13 protein-coding genes are annotated in these 17503 nt (G+C 67.3%); 8 read left to right on the forward strand and 5 right to left on the reverse strand.

Features of this window, described 5'->3' with window-relative positions; all coding sequences use genetic code 11:
- The first annotated feature begins 8 nt into the window (after positions 1 to 8).
- Complete coding sequence (locus ACM1PE_RS26435) at positions 9 to 1526, forward strand: class I adenylate-forming enzyme family protein (protein ID WP_419341489.1); 1518 nt, start codon at positions 9 to 11, stop codon at positions 1524 to 1526.
- Positions 1523 to 2308, forward strand: coding sequence for a citryl-CoA lyase (locus ACM1PE_RS26440; protein ID WP_419341491.1), 786 nt, complete (start codon positions 1523 to 1525; stop codon positions 2306 to 2308). Before ACM1PE_RS26435 ends, ACM1PE_RS26440 begins: the two co-directional genes overlap by 4 nt.
- A 63-nt stretch (positions 2309 to 2371) precedes the next feature.
- Here ACM1PE_RS26440 and metH read toward each other — a convergent pair whose 3' ends face one another.
- Positions 2372 to 6145, reverse strand: a complete 3774-nt coding sequence (gene metH, locus ACM1PE_RS26445; protein ID WP_118933646.1) for a methionine synthase — start codon at positions 6143 to 6145, stop codon at positions 2372 to 2374.
- A gap of 443 nt (positions 6146 to 6588) precedes the next feature.
- Here metH and ACM1PE_RS26450 point away from each other — a divergent pair, with 443 nt between their 5' ends.
- The 6 genes from ACM1PE_RS26450 (at position 6589) to ACM1PE_RS26475 (ending at position 13610) form a co-directional block, all read left to right on the forward strand.
- Positions 6589 to 8634 (forward strand): TonB-dependent receptor, encoded by a 2046-nt coding sequence (locus ACM1PE_RS26450; RefSeq protein WP_059377493.1) that lies wholly within the window; start codon positions 6589 to 6591, stop codon positions 8632 to 8634.
- A 53-nt stretch (positions 8635 to 8687) separates the two neighbouring features.
- Positions 8688 to 9626, forward strand: a complete 939-nt coding sequence (locus tag ACM1PE_RS26455) for a cobalamin-binding protein (RefSeq protein ID WP_419341493.1) — start codon at positions 8688 to 8690, stop codon at positions 9624 to 9626.
- 148 nt (positions 9627 to 9774) lie between these two features.
- Positions 9775 to 10578 (forward strand): thiazole synthase, encoded by an 804-nt coding sequence (locus tag ACM1PE_RS26460; RefSeq protein WP_054454980.1) that lies wholly within the window; start codon positions 9775 to 9777, stop codon positions 10576 to 10578.
- Positions 10575 to 11417, forward strand: a complete 843-nt coding sequence (gene thiD / locus ACM1PE_RS26465) for a bifunctional hydroxymethylpyrimidine kinase/phosphomethylpyrimidine kinase (protein ID WP_419341494.1) — start codon at positions 10575 to 10577, stop codon at positions 11415 to 11417. Before ACM1PE_RS26460 ends, thiD begins: the two co-directional genes overlap by 4 nt.
- Before the next feature lie 101 nt (positions 11418 to 11518).
- Positions 11519 to 12199, forward strand: a complete 681-nt coding sequence (locus tag ACM1PE_RS26470) for a protein-L-isoaspartate O-methyltransferase family protein (RefSeq protein ID WP_059377489.1) — start codon at positions 11519 to 11521, stop codon at positions 12197 to 12199.
- Between the two features lie 79 nt (positions 12200 to 12278).
- The gene (locus tag ACM1PE_RS26475) at positions 12279 to 13610 is read left to right on the forward strand and encodes a TolC family outer membrane protein (RefSeq protein ID WP_059377668.1); all 1332 of its coding nucleotides are present in this window, start codon (positions 12279 to 12281) and stop codon (positions 13608 to 13610) included.
- A gap of 19 nt (positions 13611 to 13629) precedes the next feature.
- On the opposite strand, the gene rfaE2 is transcribed toward ACM1PE_RS26475, so the two are convergent.
- The 4 genes from rfaE2 to ACM1PE_RS26495 all read right to left on the reverse strand — a co-directional run bounded on the left by rfaE2 (position 13630) and on the right by ACM1PE_RS26495 (position 17399).
- Positions 13630 to 14118: a D-glycero-beta-D-manno-heptose 1-phosphate adenylyltransferase gene (rfaE2, locus tag ACM1PE_RS26480; RefSeq protein ID WP_059377488.1), complete on the reverse strand. Its 489-nt coding sequence runs from the start codon at positions 14116 to 14118 to the stop codon at positions 13630 to 13632.
- A gap of 22 nt (positions 14119 to 14140) precedes the next feature.
- Positions 14141 to 15019 carry a ferritin gene (locus ACM1PE_RS26485; RefSeq protein ID WP_054454988.1) on the reverse strand — a complete coding sequence of 293 codons (879 nt, stop codon included), beginning with the start codon at positions 15017 to 15019 and terminating at the stop codon, positions 14141 to 14143.
- A gap of 184 nt (positions 15020 to 15203) precedes the next feature.
- A complete protein-coding gene (gene ubiB / locus ACM1PE_RS26490) occupies positions 15204 to 16757 on the reverse strand; it encodes a ubiquinone biosynthesis regulatory protein kinase UbiB (protein ID WP_059377486.1) in 1554 nt (517 codons plus the stop codon).
- A gap of 3 nt (positions 16758 to 16760) precedes the next feature.
- Positions 16761 to 17399 (reverse strand): ubiquinone biosynthesis accessory factor UbiJ, encoded by a 639-nt coding sequence (locus ACM1PE_RS26495; protein WP_059377483.1) that lies wholly within the window; start codon positions 17397 to 17399, stop codon positions 16761 to 16763.
- Between the last annotated feature and the right edge of the window lie 104 nt (positions 17400 to 17503).

Below are 17503 nucleotides of genomic sequence, written 5' to 3' on the forward strand. Positions count from 1 at the left end.
ACACCAGGATGTACCCGATAGATTTCTTCTTCCGCGCTGCCGAGCAGTATCCGGACCGCATCGCGCTGGACGGGCCCGAAGGCCAGGTCACGTACTCACGGTTGGCCGCCGACACGCGGGCGCTGGCCGCGGCCTTGCAGGAACTCGATCCTGCGCCGCAAACGCGGGTGGCGATCTGCGCCGGCAATTCCGCTCGGCACATCCTGGCGCTGCTGGCCGTGCTGGCCAGCGGCAAGGTGTGGGTACCGCTCAACTACCGCAGCACCGAGCGCGAGATCGGGCGCATCCTGGACGCCACCGAGCCGTCCATCGTGATCGTGGACGGCGTGGGCGCGCCGCTGGCGCCCGAGGCCCAGGCGCCGCAAGGCCGCCGCCACATCCATCTGGAAGACGCGGCGGCGCCGCTGGCGCTGGACGCGCTGCTGGCCCGCTGCGTCGGACGCGAACCGCAACGCCATGCGCTGCCGCGCGACGCCATCCAGGCCATCAAGTTCACCGGCGGCACCACCGGCCTGCCCAAGGGCGTGATGCAGCCTTACCACGCGTGGAACGCGGGCATCATCAACCAGATCATGAGCTGGGGCCTGACCCACGAAGACCGCTACGTCGTGGCAGCCCCCATCACGCATGGCACCGGCACCTACCTCTTGCCGGTGCTGGCTTGCGGCGGCGCCCATCTGCTGCTGGACGGCGTCACGCCGGCCAACATCACCGCCGCCTTCCGCGAACGCGGCGGCACGCTGAGCTTCATGCCGCCCACGCTGATCTACATGATCATGGCGCAACCCGGCGTCTCGCGCGCCGACTTCCCGCGCCTGCGCAACCTGATCTACGGCGGCGCACCCATGCCCGTGGAAAAGATCGACCGGGCGCGCGACTTCTTCGGCCCGGTGCTGGGCACCACCTACGGCCAGACCGAGGCGCCGCAGATCATGACGGTGCTGCGGCCCGCCGATCTGGAAGCCCCGGAGAACCGCGCCTCGGTCGGACGCGTCACCTGGCTCAGCGACGTGGCCATCATGTCGCCCGAAGGCGCGCTGCTGCCGCGCGGCGAGATCGGCGAGGTCGTGGTGCAGGGCGACCTGGTCATGTCCGGCTACTGGCGCCTGCCGGAGAAGACCGCCGAAACGGTCGTGGACGGCTGGCTGCATACCGGCGACACCGGCCTGATCGACGCGCGCGGCTATCTGTTCCTGAAGGACCGGCTGCGCGACGTGATCATCACGGGCGGCTTCAACATCTACCCGGTGGACGTGGAGAACGCGCTATCCGCGCATCCTGCGGTGTACGAGTGCTCGGTGTTCAGCCTGCCCGACGACAAATGGGGCGAAGCCGTTCACGCCGCCGTGCAGTTCCATCCCGGTGCGCAGGCCAGCGCGGACGAGTTGAAGACCCACGTGCGCGCCCTGCTCGGCCCCGTGGCCACACCCAAGCAATTCCACATCCATGACAGTCTGCCGCGCTCCAGCGTGGGCAAGGTGCTGAAAAACGCCGTGCGCGACGCGGCCCTGAAGGAGACCCCATGAAAACGCCCGAAACCCGCCTCTGCGCGCATCACCTCACCGGCATGTCCTACCGCGACGTGGACCTGGTCGAGGACCTGATCGGCAAGAAGACCTTCACCGAAGTCATGATCATGCAGATCCTGGGCCGCGAGGCGCGCCCGGTGGACCTGCGCATCGTCGACGCGGTGCTGGTCACGCTGATGGAGCATGGCCTGACGCCCAGCGCCATCGCCACGCGGCTGATCTACATGAGCGCGCCGGAAAACCTGCAGGGCGCGGTGGCGTCCGGGCTGATGGCGGTGGGCAGCCAGTTCGTCGGCACCATGGAAAACTGTTCGCGCCTGCTGGACCGCATCCGCCAGGCCGACGATGGACGCACGGAAGCCCTGGCGATCGCCCGCGAATTCCGCGAATCGCGCAGCGCGTTGCCCGGCTTCGGACACCATCTGCACAAGCCCGACGACCCGCGCTCGATCAAGCTGCTGGCGCTGGCCGAGGCCGAACCAGAGCTCAAGGGCGACTCGCTCAAGGCGCTGCGCCTGCTCTCGGCCGCCATCGACGAGACCTACGGCAAGCACATCACCATCAACGCCACCGGCGCGGTGGCGGCGCTGCTCAGCGAGATCGGCGTGCCGACCGAACTGATGCGCGGCTTCGCCGTCATCTCGCGCGCGGCCGGCCTGGTGTCGCACGTGGCCGAGGAACAGCAAAGCCCGTCCGGGCGCTACATCTGGGAAACCATCGACCACGCCATTCCCTATGTGGGCCGTGGCAAGACGCATCAGGACGCAGAGCAAGCGTAACGGCACAGCCGCATGGACGGGGGAATGGCCGGCGAGTACGCCTGGCCGCTACCCCGGCAGCGCTCAACCCAGGTTCGGCGCCAGGGTGCGCTTCAGGTCTTCGATGCTGCGGCCGCTGCGGGCCGCATAGTCCTGCAGCTGGTCTTCGCCGATCACGCCCACGTTGAAGTACTGCGACTGCGGGTGGCTGAAGTAGAAGCCGGACACGCTGGAAGCCGGGTACATGGCGTAGCTGTCGGTCAGCATCATGCCGATGTCGGCGCCGTCCAGTACGCGGAACATGTCGGTCTTGATGACGTGTTCCGGGCAGGCCGGATAGCCGGGCGCGGGGCGGATGCCCACGTATTTCTCGGCGATCATGTCCTCGTTGGACAGGGCTTCGTCGGGCGCGTAGCCCCACAGGTCCTGGCGCACGCGGGCATGCAGGCATTCGGCGAAGCCTTCGGCCAGGCGGTCGGCCAGCGACTTGAGCATGATGCTGGAGTAATCGTCCAGCGCCTTTTCGAATTCCGCTTCCTTCTTTTCGATGCCCAGGCCCGCCGTGACGGCGAACATGCCGATGTAGTCCAGCTTGCCGCTGGACTTGGGCGCGATGAAGTCGGACAGCGACTTGTTGCTGACGCCTTCGCGCTTGGCGCCCTGCTGGCGCAGGTTGCGGTAGGTGAACAGCACCTCGCTGCGGGTCTCGTCCTTGTAGACCTCGATGTCTTCGTCGTTGATGCTGTTGGCCGGATAGAAGCCCACCACGCCGTTGGCGGTGAGCCAGCGGCCTTCGATGATGCGCTTCATCATGGCCTGGCCGTCGGCGTAGACCTTGCGCGCCTGCTCGCCCACGACCTTGTCGTCCAGGATGGCCGGGAACGGGCCGAACAGGCTCCAGGTCTGGAAAAACGGGCCCCAGTCCACGTACTTGGCGATCTCGGCCAGGTCGTAGCTCTTGAACGTGCGGCGGCCGATGAACTTGGGGCGCGGCGGCGTGTAGTTGTCCCAGTCGATCGCGGGGCGCGAGGCGCGCGCTTCGGCCAGCGGCAGGATGGGCGTGGCCTTGCGGTTGGCGTGGCGGCGGCGCACCTCTTCGTATTCCTGGGCCAGATCGGCCAGGTAGGCTTCCGACTGATCCGACATCAGGCTGGTGGCCACGCCCACTGAACGGCTGGCGTCCGGCACGTAGATCACCGGGCCTTCGTAGTTGGGCGCGATCTTCACGGCGGTATGCACGCGGCTGGTGGTGGCCCCGCCTATCATCAGCGGCAGCTTGCGGCTGCGGAAGTATTCGTCGCGCTGCATTTCGCTGGCGACGTAGGCCATTTCTTCCAGGCTGGGCGTGATCAGGCCGGACAGGCCGACGATGTCGGCGTTCTCTTCCTTGGCCTTTTCCAGGATCTGGGCGCAGGGCACCATCACGCCCATGTTCACGACTTCGAAGTTATTGCACTGCAGGACCACCGACACGATGTTCTTGCCGATGTCGTGCACGTCGCCCTTGACCGTGGCGATGACGATCTTGCCCTTGGCGCGCACGTCGCCGCCGGCGGCCGCGATCTGGCGCTTTTCTTCCTCGATGAAGGGAACCAGGTGGGCCACGGCCTGCTTCATGACGCGGGCCGACTTCACCACCTGCGGCAGGAACATCTTGCCCTCGCCGAACAGGTCGCCCACCACGTTCATGCCGTCCATCAGCGGGCCTTCGATCACTTCGATCGGACGGCCGCCGCGCGCGGCGATCTTCTGGCGCACTTCCTCGGTGTCCTCGACGATGAAGGCGGTGATGCCATGCACCAGCGCGTGCGACAGGCGGGCCTCGACCTCAGCGTTGCGCCAGGTCAGGTCTTCTTCCTTCTTGGCGCCCGAGCCCTTCACGCTGTCGGCGAACTGCACCAGGCGTTCGGTCGGCGTGCGCTCGTCGTCGGCGTCCGTCTTGCCCACGGGCTCGGCGCGGTCCAGCACCACGTCCTCGACCAGGTCGCGCAGCTTGGGATCCAGGTCGGCGTACACGCCCAGCTGGCCGGCGTTGACGATGCCCATCGTCATGCCTTCCTTCACGGCGTAGTAGAGGAACACCGTGTGGATCGCCTCGCGCATCGGCTCATTGCCGCGGAACGAGAAGCTGACGTTGGACACGCCGCCCGAAATGCGGGCGTAGGGCAGGTTTTCGCGGATCCAGCGCGTGCCTTCGATGAAGTCCACGGCGTAGTGGTTGTGCTCGTCGATGCCGGTCGCGACCGCGAAGACGTTGGGGTCGAAGATGATGTCTTCCGGCGGGAAGCCTTCTTCCTCGACCAGGATCTTGTAGGCGCGGCCGCAGATTTCCTTGCGGCGCTCCAGCGTGTCGGCCTGGCCCAGTTCGTCGAACGCCATCACCACCACCGCCGCGCCGTAGCGGCGGCACAGGCGCGCATGGTGGCGGAAGGGCTCCAGCCCTTCCTTCATGGAGATCGAGTTCACCACGGGCTTGCCCTGCACGCACTTCAGGCCTTCCTCGATGACTTCCCACTTGGAGCTGTCGATCATGATCGGCACGCGCGCGATGTCGGGCTCGGAGGCGATCAGGTTGAGAAAGCGCCGCATGCAGGCCACCGAATCCAGCATGGCCTCGTCCATGTTGATGTCGATGATCTGCGCGCCGTTCTCGACCTGCTGGCGGGCCACGGCCAGCGCCTCGTCGTATTTCTCTTCGCGGATCAGGCGGGCAAACATCTTGCTGCCCGTCACGTTGGTGCGTTCGCCCACGTTGACGTAGAGCGTGTCTTCGTCGATGTTCAGCGGTTCCAGGCCCGACAGGCGGGTCTTCACCGGGATGTCCGGCACGGCGCGCGGGGTCAGCGACATGACCTTGGCCGCGATCTCGCGGATGTGGTCCGGCGTGGTGCCGCAACAGCCGCCCGACATGTTGACCAGGCCAGCACGCGCGAACTCTTCCAGCAGCGCGGAGGTGTCGGCCGGGGTTTCGTCGAAGCCGGTTTCGGCCATCGGGTTGGGCAGGCCGGCGTTCGGATAGACGCAGACGTAGGTGTCGCAGATGCGGGCCAGCTCGGCCACGTAGGGGCGCATCAGCGCCGCGCCCAGCGCGCAGTTCAGGCCGATGGTGATGGGGCGCGCGTGGCGCACCGAGTTCCAGAAGGCTTCCACGGTCTGGCCGGAAAGGATGCGGCCGGACGCGTCAGTCACCGTGCCCGAGATCATCACGGGCAGGCGCACGCCGCGCGCCTCGAACACTTCCTCGGTGGCGAAGATGGCCGCCTTGGCGTTGAGGGTGTCGAAGATGGTTTCGATCAGGACGATGTCGATGCCGCCATCCAGCAGGCCGTTGAGCTGCTCCACATAGGCGACGCGCAGTTCCTCGAAGGTGACGTTGCGCGCGCCCGGATCGTTCACGTCCGGCGAGATCGAGGCCGTCTTGGGCTGCGGGCCCAGCGCGCCGGCCACGAAACGCGGCCGCTCGGGCGTGCTGTAGGCGTCACAGGCCTCGCGCGCCAGGCGCGCGGACACCAGGTTCAGTTCGTAGGCCAGTTCCGGCAGCTCGTAGTCGCCCTGCGCGATGGTCGTCGCGCCGAAGGTGTTGGTCTCGATGACATCGGCGCCCGCTTCCAGGTATTGCCGGTGGATCTCGGAGATCACGTCCGGGCGCACCAGCGACAGCAGCTCGTTGTTGCCCTTGACGTCCTTGCCGTGGCCGGCGAAGCGCTCGCCGCGGAAGTCCGCCTCGCCCAGCTTGTAGCGCTGGATCATGGTGCCCATGGCGCCATCCAGAATCAGGATGCGCTTGCCCAGCAGGCGGGCGAATTCACCGCCATGGGTATAGGCTTCGGGCGGGTAAGGCAGGCGGGGATACGACACGGGCAGGTCCGGATGGAGTTGGCGATGGCGGCGCAATGTGGCGAAAAAGCGAAAAACGCCGCAAAAACAAGCCCTGATCGTAACAAAATGGGCCTATCCGCGCCTCCCGGTGATACAGTTTCGGCCCCGAACCGGTGCTTTCGGCGCACAGGGCAGGCAAGAACGCAACACTTGCCGCACCGCGCGCGAAAGGTAAACGGGAAACAGGAAGAACCTCCCAGGACTGCCGCCCCACAAGGCGCCGGCAACCCCTGGCTCCAGCCTGTGCTGCCCCCGCAACGGTCCCCATGCGCGCAATGCGCCCATGGCAGCCCGATACCGGCCTGTTCGATCGTCAGGAAGTCCATGCATTGCCGCCAGGCCTACACCGGCCCGCCGCGGCTTGGGCATCCTCCCCATCGTGAATGGCCTGCGGGGTCGCGGGTCGCATCGAGGTTACGTAGATGAAAACCCGCTCCATCCGGCGCTATGCCGGCGCCCTGCTCTGCTCCGCCCCGGCCATCGCCGCCGCCCAGCAAGCCGCCTCCTCCACTCCCCAGCTCGACGCCATCACGGTCACCGCCCAGCGCGTGCCGACCGACGGCCGCACGCTGCCGGTGTCGATCTCGGTCATCACCGCCGAAGACATCGCCGCGTCCAGCGCCCGCACCATGCAGGACGTGCTGTCGACCCAGGCCGGCATCCACCTGATCAACACCAGCAGCTCGAGCGACAACTCCATCGTCGACCTGCGCGGCTTCGGCATCACCGGCGCCAGCAACACGCTGATCCTGATCGATGGCGTCAAGCAGAACACCAACGACCTGTCGGCGCCCAGCCTCGGCGTAGTGCCGCTGGACCAGGTCGAGCGCATTGAAATCGTGCGCGGCAGCGGTTCCGTGCAATACGGCGGCGGCACCACCGGCGGCGTGATCAACATCATCACGCGTTCCGATTTCACCAAGGAGCCGGTCGCCGCCCGCGCCACCGCCACCTTCGGCAGCTATGGCCTGCGCCAGTACGACGCGGCCGTGTCCATGAACAATGAAAAGGTCGGCGTCGACGCCTACATGCAATCGCTGCACAGCGACGGCTACCGCGACCACAGCGGCGAGCGCCGCGAGGGCGGCGGCGGCGGCATCACGTTCCGCCACGACGACGGCTCGATCCGCCTGTACGGCCGCACCACCACGCAGAAGCTGGAGTTGCCCGGTCCGCGCACGATCAACCCCAAGACCGGCCTGAACGAGTACCAGGACGATCCGCGCGGCTCGAAGAACGACGTCGATTACGTCAAGACCACGACCACTACCTTCGGCCTGCAGCTCGAGCAGGCGATCGGCGCCGGCACCCTGTACGCCGACCTGTCGACCCGCGAGAAAAAGCTCGACGGCCTGACCTACGACGGCTTCGGCGACATCCTGCGCGACCAGAAGCTGGAAGAGAACATCGCCAGCGTGCGCTACCGCCTGCCGATCAACGGCGGCCACAGCATCGTCTTCGGCGCCGACGGCCAGGAAGCCAAGACCACCGCCAACCAGAACGCCTACTACGACTTCCAGCCCTCGAAGTGGCAGTCGCGCCAGCACCAGTACGGCCTGTTCGCCGAAGGCCAGGTGCGCGCCACCGACAGCACCTACGTGACGGCCGGCGTGCGCCGCCAGTACGCCTCCGACGACCTGGACGTGATCTCTGGCTCGGGCACGGCGTCGGACCGCAGCAACCACCTGACCGCCTGGCAGCTGGGCGTGCGCCAGGACCTGCCCGCCGGTTTCGGCGTGTACGGCAAGGTCGGCCGCAGCTTCCGCCTGCCCAACGCCGACGAACTGCTGTCGGTGCAGACCCCGCTGGCGCCGCAGACCTCCACCGACAAGGAAATCGGCGTGACCTGGCAGTCGGCCAGCAGCAGCGCCCGCCTGTCGTACTTCCGCTATGACCTGACCAACGAAATCCAGTACAACCCGCTGGCTGATGGCATCTGGGGCCCGGGCACGGGAGCCAACACCAACCTGGACCCGACCCGCCGCCAAGGCATCGAACTGGAAGGCCACACCGCGATCTCCAGCAGCGTGTCGCTGGACGCCAACCTGACCTGGATGGAAGCGCAATTCCGCTCCGGCACCTACGCAGGCGTGGACCTGGCGGGCAAGACCGTGCCGCTGGCGCCCAAGTGGCTGGCCAACGCCGGCGTGACCTGGCGTCCCACCGACGCGTTCCTGTGGAACGTGACGGCGCAATACGTGGGCAAGTCGCGCATGGACAACGACCAGGCCAACCAGTTCGCCAAGGAACTGGACGCCTACGTGCTGTTCAACACCAAGGTGGCCTACAAGTTCACGCGCAACATCGAAGGCGCCATCGGCGTGAACAACATCTTCGACCGCCAGTACGCCACCTACGGCATCCGCGGCGGCAATGCTTCGTTCGAGATGCTGGGTCCGGTCGCCAATTACAGCCTGTACCCCGCCCCGGGCCGCAATTTCTACGCGTCGCTCACGCTGCGCTACTGATCGCGGCATTCCGATATAGTCGGCGTTCCCCGCTGGCTATATCGGCTTCCTGCATGCCCCTCGCACGTACCCACCCTCGCATCGCTCCGGGGCTGTTCCTGGCCCTGGGCGCGCTGCTGTCCGCGGGACTCGCCGCAGCAGGTCCGGCGACGGATACCGGGGCGGGTTCCGCCGCCGGCGCGGTCATCCAGATCCGCGACGACCAGGGACGCCAGGTCTCGCTGGCCGCTCCCGCCCGGCGCGCCGTCACCCTGGCCCCGCACGCCACCGAGCTGGTCTTTGCCGCCGGCGCGGGCGACCGGCTCATCGCCACCATCCGTGGCAGCGACTATCCGCCCGCCGCCCGCCAGTTGCCCATCATCGGCGACGGCACCCAGCCCGATCCCGAACGCGTGGCTGCCGTACGTCCGGACCTGCTGATCGCCTGGCAGCCCGCCGCCGCCGCGCCGCTGGCGCGGGTGATGGACAAGTTGGGCGTGCCGGTGTTCTACAGCGACCCGCAGACCCTGGCCGCCATCCCCGACGCGGTCGAACGCATGGGCGCGCTGTTCGGCACCGAAGCGCAGGCGCGGCCTGCCGCCCAGGCCCTGCGCGCGCGCCTGGACGCCCTGGCCGTCCGCTATGCCGGCCGCCGCCCCGTGCGCGTCTTCGTGCAGGCGGGGCTGGACCCCATCTACACCTTGAACGACAGCAGCATCGTCAGCGACGCCCTGCGCGTCTGCGGCGGCGTCAATGTCTTCGGCCAGGCGCCCGTGGTGGCGCCCCAGGTCACGCTGGAAAGCGTGCTGGCGGCGCGTCCCGAGGCGGTGCTGGCCGGCATCTCCCGCCCCGAAGACGGCGTCCGCAACCTGGCCGCCTGGCAGGCGCTGGGACTGCCCGCCGCGCGGCTGGGGCATGTGTACGGCGTGGATGCCGACGCGCTGTACCGCCCGGGTCCGCGTTTGATCGACGCCGCCGAGGCGATCTGCGCCGACCTGGACCGCCTGCGCTGAACGTGTCCGCACCACGATCTGCAAATAGTGGAACGCCGCATTTCACCGAGCACGTCTGCCGCGCGGCGCCGTGCTTTATCATTCGTCCAACGTATCGCCAGTCCCCGCGGGTCTCGCATCGTGCGCACCCGCCCTTTGAACCTCCGCCATGACCACTCAAGACACTCTCACCATCGCCGGCCGCGCCTACTCGTCGCGCCTGCTCGTCGGCACCGGCAAGTACAAGGACTTCGAACAGACCCGCGCGGCGTTGGACGCCAGCGGCACCGAGATCGTCACCGTCGCCATCCGCCGCACCAATATCGGCCAGAACGCCGGTGAACCGAACCTGCTGGACTACGTCCCGCCGTCCAAATTCACGCTGCTGCCCAACACCGCCGGCTGCTACAGCGCCGACGAGGCCGTGCGCACGCTGCGCCTGGCGCGCGAACTGCTGGACGGCCACGACCTGGTGAAGCTGGAAGTGCTGGGCGACCCGCAGACCCTCTTCCCCAACATGCCGGAGACCCTGAAGGCCACCAAGACCCTGGTGGACGAAGGCTTCAAGGTCATGGTGTATTGCACCGACGATCCCATCCAGTGCCGCATGCTGGAAGACCTGGGCGCGGTCGCCGTGATGCCGCTGGCCTCGCTGATCGGCTCGGGCATGGGCATCCTGAATCCCTGGAACCTGCGCCTGATCATCGAGCAGGCCCGCGTGCCCATCGTGGTGGACGCCGGCGTGGGTACCGCGTCGGACGCCGCCATCGCCATGGAGCTGGGCTGCGACGCCGTCCTGATGAACACCGCCATCGCCGGCGCGCGCGATCCCATCCTGATGGCCAGCGCCATGAAGAAGGGCGTGGAAGCCGGCCGCGAGGCCTTCCTGGCTGGCCGCATGCCCAAGAAGCTGTACAGCGGCGCCCCCAGCTCGCCCAACGAAGGCCTGATCACGGCGGGCGCCCCCAAATGAACGGCCGCCAGCAGGCCGCCAGCGGCCGCCCCATCCCCAACGCGCTGACCATCGCTGGCGTCGACCCCTCCGGCGGCGCCGGCATCCTGGCCGACGTCAAGGCCATGAGCGCGCTGGGCGCCTACGGCTGCGCGGTGATCGCCGCGCTGACGGCGCAGAACACCCAGGGCGTCACCGGCATCTCGGCGGTCCCGCCCGCTTTCGTCGGCCAGCAGATCGACACGCTGTTCGCGGACGTGCGCATCGACGCGGTCAAGATCGGCATGCTGGGCCAGCAGCCGGTGATCCAGGTGGTGGCCGAGAAGCTCGCCAAGTGGGCACCGGCCCACGTGGTGCTGGATCCGGTGATGGTGGCCAAAAGCGGCGACCTGCTGCTGGAACGCGACGCCGTGGGCGCCATGCGCGAGTCCCTGCTGCCGCAGTCCACCCTGCTGACGCCCAACCTGCCCGAAGCCGGCGTGCTGCTGGAAGAGCGTCCGGTCGAGACCGTCAAGGAAATGCGGCGCGTGGCCGAACGCCTGCGCAACAAGCTGGCGCATTCAGGTGAGCGCTGGGTGCTGGTCAAGGGCGGCCACCTGCCCGGCAGCGAGACCATCGACCTGCTGCATGACGGCGACCGCATGATCGAGCTGCCCGGCCACCGCATCGAGACCGTCAACACCCACGGCACCGGCTGCACGCTGTCGGCGGCGCTGGCCGCGCTGCTGCCGCAAACCGGGGACGTGCCCGAGGCGGCGCGCCGCGCCAAGGCCTACCTCACGGAGGCCATCCGCCACGCAGAGCGCCTGTCGGTGGGTTCGGGCCACGGCCCGGTGCACCACTTCCACGCCTGGTGGTAGATCCGGGCGGCGTCTGAAACATCTGTCGGCGGGGTCGGGCGTCACAGTACGCTACGAATCGGTACAATGGTCTGTTGATTCCTCTGTTTTTTCTGACCGTCATGAACGCTTCGACCCTGCCCGACGTAGAACAAGCCCGCTTCAACATGGTGGAACAGCAGATCCGCCCGTGGGACGTTCTGGACGCCAACGTGCTGCAAGCGCTGTTCGATGTGCGCCGCGAACAATTCGTTCCGCCGGCCCTGCGCGCGCTGGCGTTTTCCGACCTGGAACTGCCGCTTGAGATCAACGCGGTCAACACCCGCCAGAACATGCTGGCGCCCAAGGTGGAAGCCCGCCTGGCGCAAGAGCTGCTGCTGACCAAGTCCGACTGCGTGCTGGAAATCGGCACTGGCTCCGGCTACCAGGCCGCGCTGCTGGGCTACCTGGCGCAGCAGGTCACCTCGGTCGAAATCGACAGCCGCCTGGTGACGTTCGCGCAGCAGAACCTGCAGATGAACAACGTCACCAACGTCAAGGTCGAAACCGGCGACGCCCGCAACGGCTGGGGCTCCACCGAATACGACGCCATCCTCGTCACGGGTTCCGTGCCGACCGTCCCCGACGCGCTGAAGTACCAGTTGCGCGTGGGCGGCCGCCTGGTCGTGATCGTGGGCCAGGCGCCCGTCATGACGGCCTGTCGCATCACCCGCACCACCGCGGCCAGCTTCGAAACGGTGAACCTGTTCGAAACCGTCATCAAGCCGCTGCGCGGCGTCACGGTATCCCAGTTCAAGTTCTGATCCCCAACCCTGCCGCCCGGCGCCTGCCCCTCTGACAGGGCCGCCGCGCCCCGGGCGGCCCGGCGTATCGTTGACCACCATGCGTTTCCGATTGCTAACGGCTTTACTGGTTTTTACCTGCGCCGCAAGCGTCGGCCCGACGCTTGTCCGCGCGCAGAACCTGATCCAGATCTGGCAATCGGCGCTGGGCAATGACCCGATCTACGCCGCCGCGCGCGCCAACTACCGCGCCGGCCTGGAAAAAGAACCCCAGGCCCGTTCCCTGCTCCTGCCCCTGATCTCCGCCGAAGCCGGCGGCGCCTACCAGGAAACCCGCAGCACCCGCGGCATGGGCATCGCCTACAGCGGCGGCCGCGGCGTCTGGGACCTGTCCCTGACCCAGCCGCTGTTCGACTGGGGCCGCTGGCAGAATTTCGAGCAATCCAAGCTGGTCGTCGCCGACGTCGAGGTGCAGCTGCAACAGGCCTATCAGGACCTGCTGCTGCGCGTGGCCGACGCCTATTTCAACGTGCTCTACGCCCAGGACACGCTGACCGCCACCGAGGCCGAAAAGGCCGCCGTGGCCGGGCAGCTGGAGTCCGCCAAGCGCAACTTCGAACTCGGCAACGCCACCATCACCGACACCTACGAGGCGCAGGCGCGCTACGACCTGGTGGTGGCGCAGGAACTGCGCCTGCAGAACGACCTGGAAGTCCGCCGCGACGAACTGGCCAAGATCATCGGCACGGCTCCCGGCGCCTTGTCCGAACTGCCCTATGGCGTGCAGCTGCCCGCGCCGCAGCCCGCCCGCGTGGCCGACTGGAGCAACCAGGCGGAGTCCTCCAGCCTGGACGTGTTGCGCGCGCAGCTCCTGACGCGCATCGCCGGCCGCGAGATCCAGATCGCCAAGAGCGGCCATTACCCGACCCTGAACCTGCGCGCCAGCAGCGGCAGCGCCAGCGACGCCGTGATGCGCAATGCCGCGCCGGGCAAGCCCATCGACAGCACCATCGGCGTGGTGCTGTCGATCCCGCTGTACTCGGGCGGCGGGGTCTCGTCGCAAGTGACTGAAAAGGTCCAGCTGGAACAGAAGGCGCGCCACGATTACGAGGCGGCGCGCCGCCAGGCCGTGCAAGCCGCACGCCAGTACTACACCGGCGTCACCAGCGGCCTGGCGCGCATCCAGGCGCTGGAGGCAGGCGAAAAATCCAGCCGCGCCGCGGTCGAAGCCAACCGCACCGGCTACGAGGTCGGCGTGCGCATCAACCTGGACGTACTCAATGCCCAGCAGCAGCTCTACGCCACCCAGCGCGACCTGGCGCTGGCGCGCTACAGCACGGTGCTCGCCAGCCTGCGCCTGAAGGCCACCAGCGGCATCCTGGCCGAGGCAGACCTGGAAGCGATCAACCGCCTGCTGCGGGAACCGCGCTGAGTCCGCGAAGGGACTCGGTTTACTTGTTCTGGATTTTCTTCACGAGCGCCGTGGTCGAGCGCTCGAACTCGAACGGAATCGCCACCGCGCGGCCGCCCCAGGTCTTGACCAGGGCGGTCTCGGGCAGCTTTTCCATGTCGTAGTCGCCGCCCTTGACGATCAGGTCGGGCTTGAGCTGGCCGATCAGGGCCTCGGGCGTGTCCTCATGGAAGGACGTGACCACGGTCACGAAGCCCAGCGCGGCCAGCAAGGCGGCGCGGTCTTCCATGCGGTTCAGCGGGCGTTCGGCGCCCTTGCCCAGGCGGCGCACCGACTCGTCGGTGTTCACCGCCACCACCAGGGTCGCGCCCAGCTGGGCGGCCTGGTCGAGGTAGGTTGCGTGGCCCCGGTGCAGGATGTCGAAGACGCCGTTGGTGAACACCAGCGGCCGCGGATAGCGGCCGGCGGCGACGGCGGCGACGCATTCGTCGCGGGACAGGACCTTGGATTCGAAACGGGCGGCAGGCATGCGGCGATTGTATCGCCCCGGCTCAGGCGCCGCCCAGGATGATCTGCTTTTCCTTCGGCACGATCAGCGCCGTCATTTCCTTGCGGTAGCGGTTCAGGTCCTTCACCGTTTCGAAGCTGCGGTCCATCAGCTTGGACAGGATGTGCAGGATGCGCGTGGCGACCTTCTGCTCCCAGACGCCGTCAAAGCGGATCTGCGTGTCCAGCCAATGCTCCAGCCAGCCGGGTTCCGGCAGGCGCGACTGCACCGTGTCGTTGGGGAACAGGTCCTTGTTCACGTGCAGGTTGGTCGGGTGCAGGGCCTGCTGCGTGCGGCCGGCCGACGCCATCAGCACGCCGATCTTGGAGAACGCCAGGCGGGCCTGCTCGCTCGTGTCCTGGCCGCGGTCGTGCAGCGCGCGGCGCATGTACTGCAGATAGGCGCCGGCGTGGCGGGCCTCGTCCTGGGCCACCGTCTTGTAGATGGCCTTGATGACCGGCTCCGTGTGCCATTCGGCGGCGCGGCGGTACCAGTGGTTCAAACGGACTTCGCCGCAGAAATGCAGCATCAGGGTTTCGAGTTCGGGCGCGGCGTCGAACTCGAAGCGCACGTTGTGCAGTTCTTCCTCGGTGGGCACCAGGTCCGGACGGAAGCGGCGCAGGTATTCGATCAGCACCAGCGAATGCTTCTGTTCTTCAAAGAACCACACCGACATGAACGCGCAGAAATCGCTGTCGCCGCGATTGTCGCGCAGGAACATTTCGGTGGCCGGCAAGGCGGCCCATTCCGTGATGGCGTTCATCTTGATCGTGTGGGCCTGCTCGTCCGAGAGCTTGCTGCGATCGAAGTCGCCCCACGGGATGTCATGCGCCATGTTCCAGCGCACGGCTTCCATGGTCTTGAAGAGTTCAGGATAAAGCATGGTCTGCCCTTGTATTCGTCCCGCTAGTGGGGCTATAGATATAGAAATTAAGAATGGCGCGCGCGCTGCCGGCGAGGGCGCTGCATTCATCCACCGCAGCGCTATTTTTCGCCGTGTACCGCGAAGCTATGATGACCGTTTCATGAATGAAACATGACAGATACCGTCTAGATCATCGCGCCGCCTATCGGGTCAAGGCCCATATCGCGACCCCGATGGCAACCGCGGCCACCCCAACCAGCGCTGCAACCAGCCGGTTGTTCTGTTCCTGGGCCCGCCGCAACTGGATCATCTCGGCCAGCAAGGCGGGCGAGACGTTGGGACGGCTCAGGTGGTCATGGACCAGCCTGGGCAAAGCAGGCAGCATTTGCGACCACTGCGCGGCTTCTTTTTCCAGGCTCTGCCGCAGCCCCTTGAATCCGACGCGCTGACGCATCCAGCGTTCCAGATAGGGCTTGGCGGTCTTCCAGAGATCCAGGTTGGGATCGAGCTGGCGGCCCAATCCTTCAACGTTCAGCAGGGTCTTCTGCAACAGGACCAGCTGCGGCTGGATCTCCACATTGAACCGGCGCGAGGTCTGGAACAGCCGCAAGAGCACCTGCCCCAGCGAGATCTCCGACAACGGCCGGTCAAAGTACGGTTCGCAGACGGCGCGCACGGCGCCCTCCAGCTCTTCTTCGCGCGTATCGGGCGGCACCCAGCCCGATTCAATGTGCAGTTGCGCCACGCGGCGGTAATCGCGGTGGAAGAAGGCCAGGAAATTCTGCGCCAGGTAATTCTTGTCGAACTCGGACAGCGAACCCACGATGCCGAAGTCCAGGGCGATGTAGCTGCCCAGCGTTTCCGGACGGTCCGACACGTAGATGTTGCCCGGGTGCATGTCGGCATGGAAGAAGCCGTCGGTGAAGACCTGCGTGAAGAAGATCTCCACGCCGGTGCGCGCCAGCGTCGGGATGTCGATGCCGGCCTGGCGCATGCGCTCCACCTGGCCTACCGGCATGCCGTACATGCGCTGCATGGTGAAGACCGTGGACGCCGTGTATTCCCAGATCACCTCGGGCACGATCAGCATGTCGCCGCGGCCGGACTCGGGGCCGAAGTTGCGGCGCAGCTGGCTGCAGTTGGACGCTTCGCGCACCAGGTCCAGCTCGTCGTGCAGATACTTGTCGAACTCGGCCACCACTTCGCGCGGCTTCAGGCGGCGGCCGTCGGCGCCCAGGCGCTCGATGATGCGCGCCACCACTTTCAGCAGCGACAGGTCTTTCTCGATGATGCTGAGCATGCCCGGACGCAGCACCTTGACCGCGACCTCGCGGCCGTCGTGCAGCACGGCGAAGTGCACCTGCGCGATCGAGGCCGAGGCCACCGGATCCACTTCGAACTGCGCGAACAGCTTCTCGGGCGGCGCACCCAGCGCCGCCTCGATGCAGGCAGCGGCCTGCGCCGAGGGGAACGGCGGCACGCGGTCCTGCAAGAGCGCCAGTTCGTCGGCGATATCGGCGGGGATCAGATCGCGGCGGGTGGACAGCACCTGTCCGAACTTCACGAAGATGGGCCCCAGCGATTCCAGCGCCAGGCGCAGCCTCAAGCCGCGCGGCTTGCGCGGACGCGTGCCCAGGCGGATCACACGTAAGAGGCAGGTGGCCAGCGGATGGTTCAGGCTGGAGAGCACCAGCTCATCCAGGCCATAGCGCAGCGAAACCAGAATGATGCGGAAAAGGCGCAGCAGGGGGAACATGTATCAGGCGCCCCGCTTTGCGCTGGCGGACGCCAGGCGGGTTTGCAGCGCGGTGGCCGAACGGGCCAGCGCATCGGCGCGGGCGTTCAGCTCGGCCAGGTCCAGGCGCCACTGTTCCAGCGCCGGTCGGCTGGCCAGCATGCCGCTTTCCTCGGACAGGTATTCGGACACGTTCTCGGCCAGGCGCAGGCTGGCCGTGCGCGCGCCGCCGGCGGCCGCGCGCGCCCCGCCCACCAGGCGCAGCGCGGCGATGTCGCCCACCACCCGGGCCAGCGCGTCCTCCGGATCCCAGCGCAACTGCTTGGAGAGGTCCGACACCACCTGCGCCAACGCCGCGTCGCCCGAAATATGGGTCGCCTCGGCGAAATCGGGGCGCTCGCGGTCCGCGCCCAGGCGCGGCAGCGGCAGTTTTTCAGGCGCGACCGTCAGGGTCACGTCGGGCACCACGGCCGCATCGGCCTGGGCCGCCAGCCCTTCGCTGTCGATGGTGAGGCCCAGGCTGAAGCCGCCCAGCGCGAAACGCACCGTCTTGCCCGCATGCCGCACCAGGCGCGCGCGCGCCCAGTCCTCGCGCCGCAACAGGGCGTTGAGCGCGCTTACAGCCAGTCGCGAGGGGGTGGGCAGGAACGGAAGAGGCAGCATGGCGGTCTGCAACGGCCCCGATTGCGGGGGTTGCGGAAGTTAGTGGGTAAATCGGGAGTGTAACGGGTTAGATGGATGGGTGTTTTGCGCAAGCACATGGAAAA

Origin of the sequence: Achromobacter sp. PD1 (assembly GCF_048541815.1) — a bacterium.
In the GTDB taxonomy this organism is placed as follows: domain Bacteria; phylum Pseudomonadota; class Gammaproteobacteria; order Burkholderiales; family Burkholderiaceae_B; genus Achromobacter; species Achromobacter bronchisepticus_A.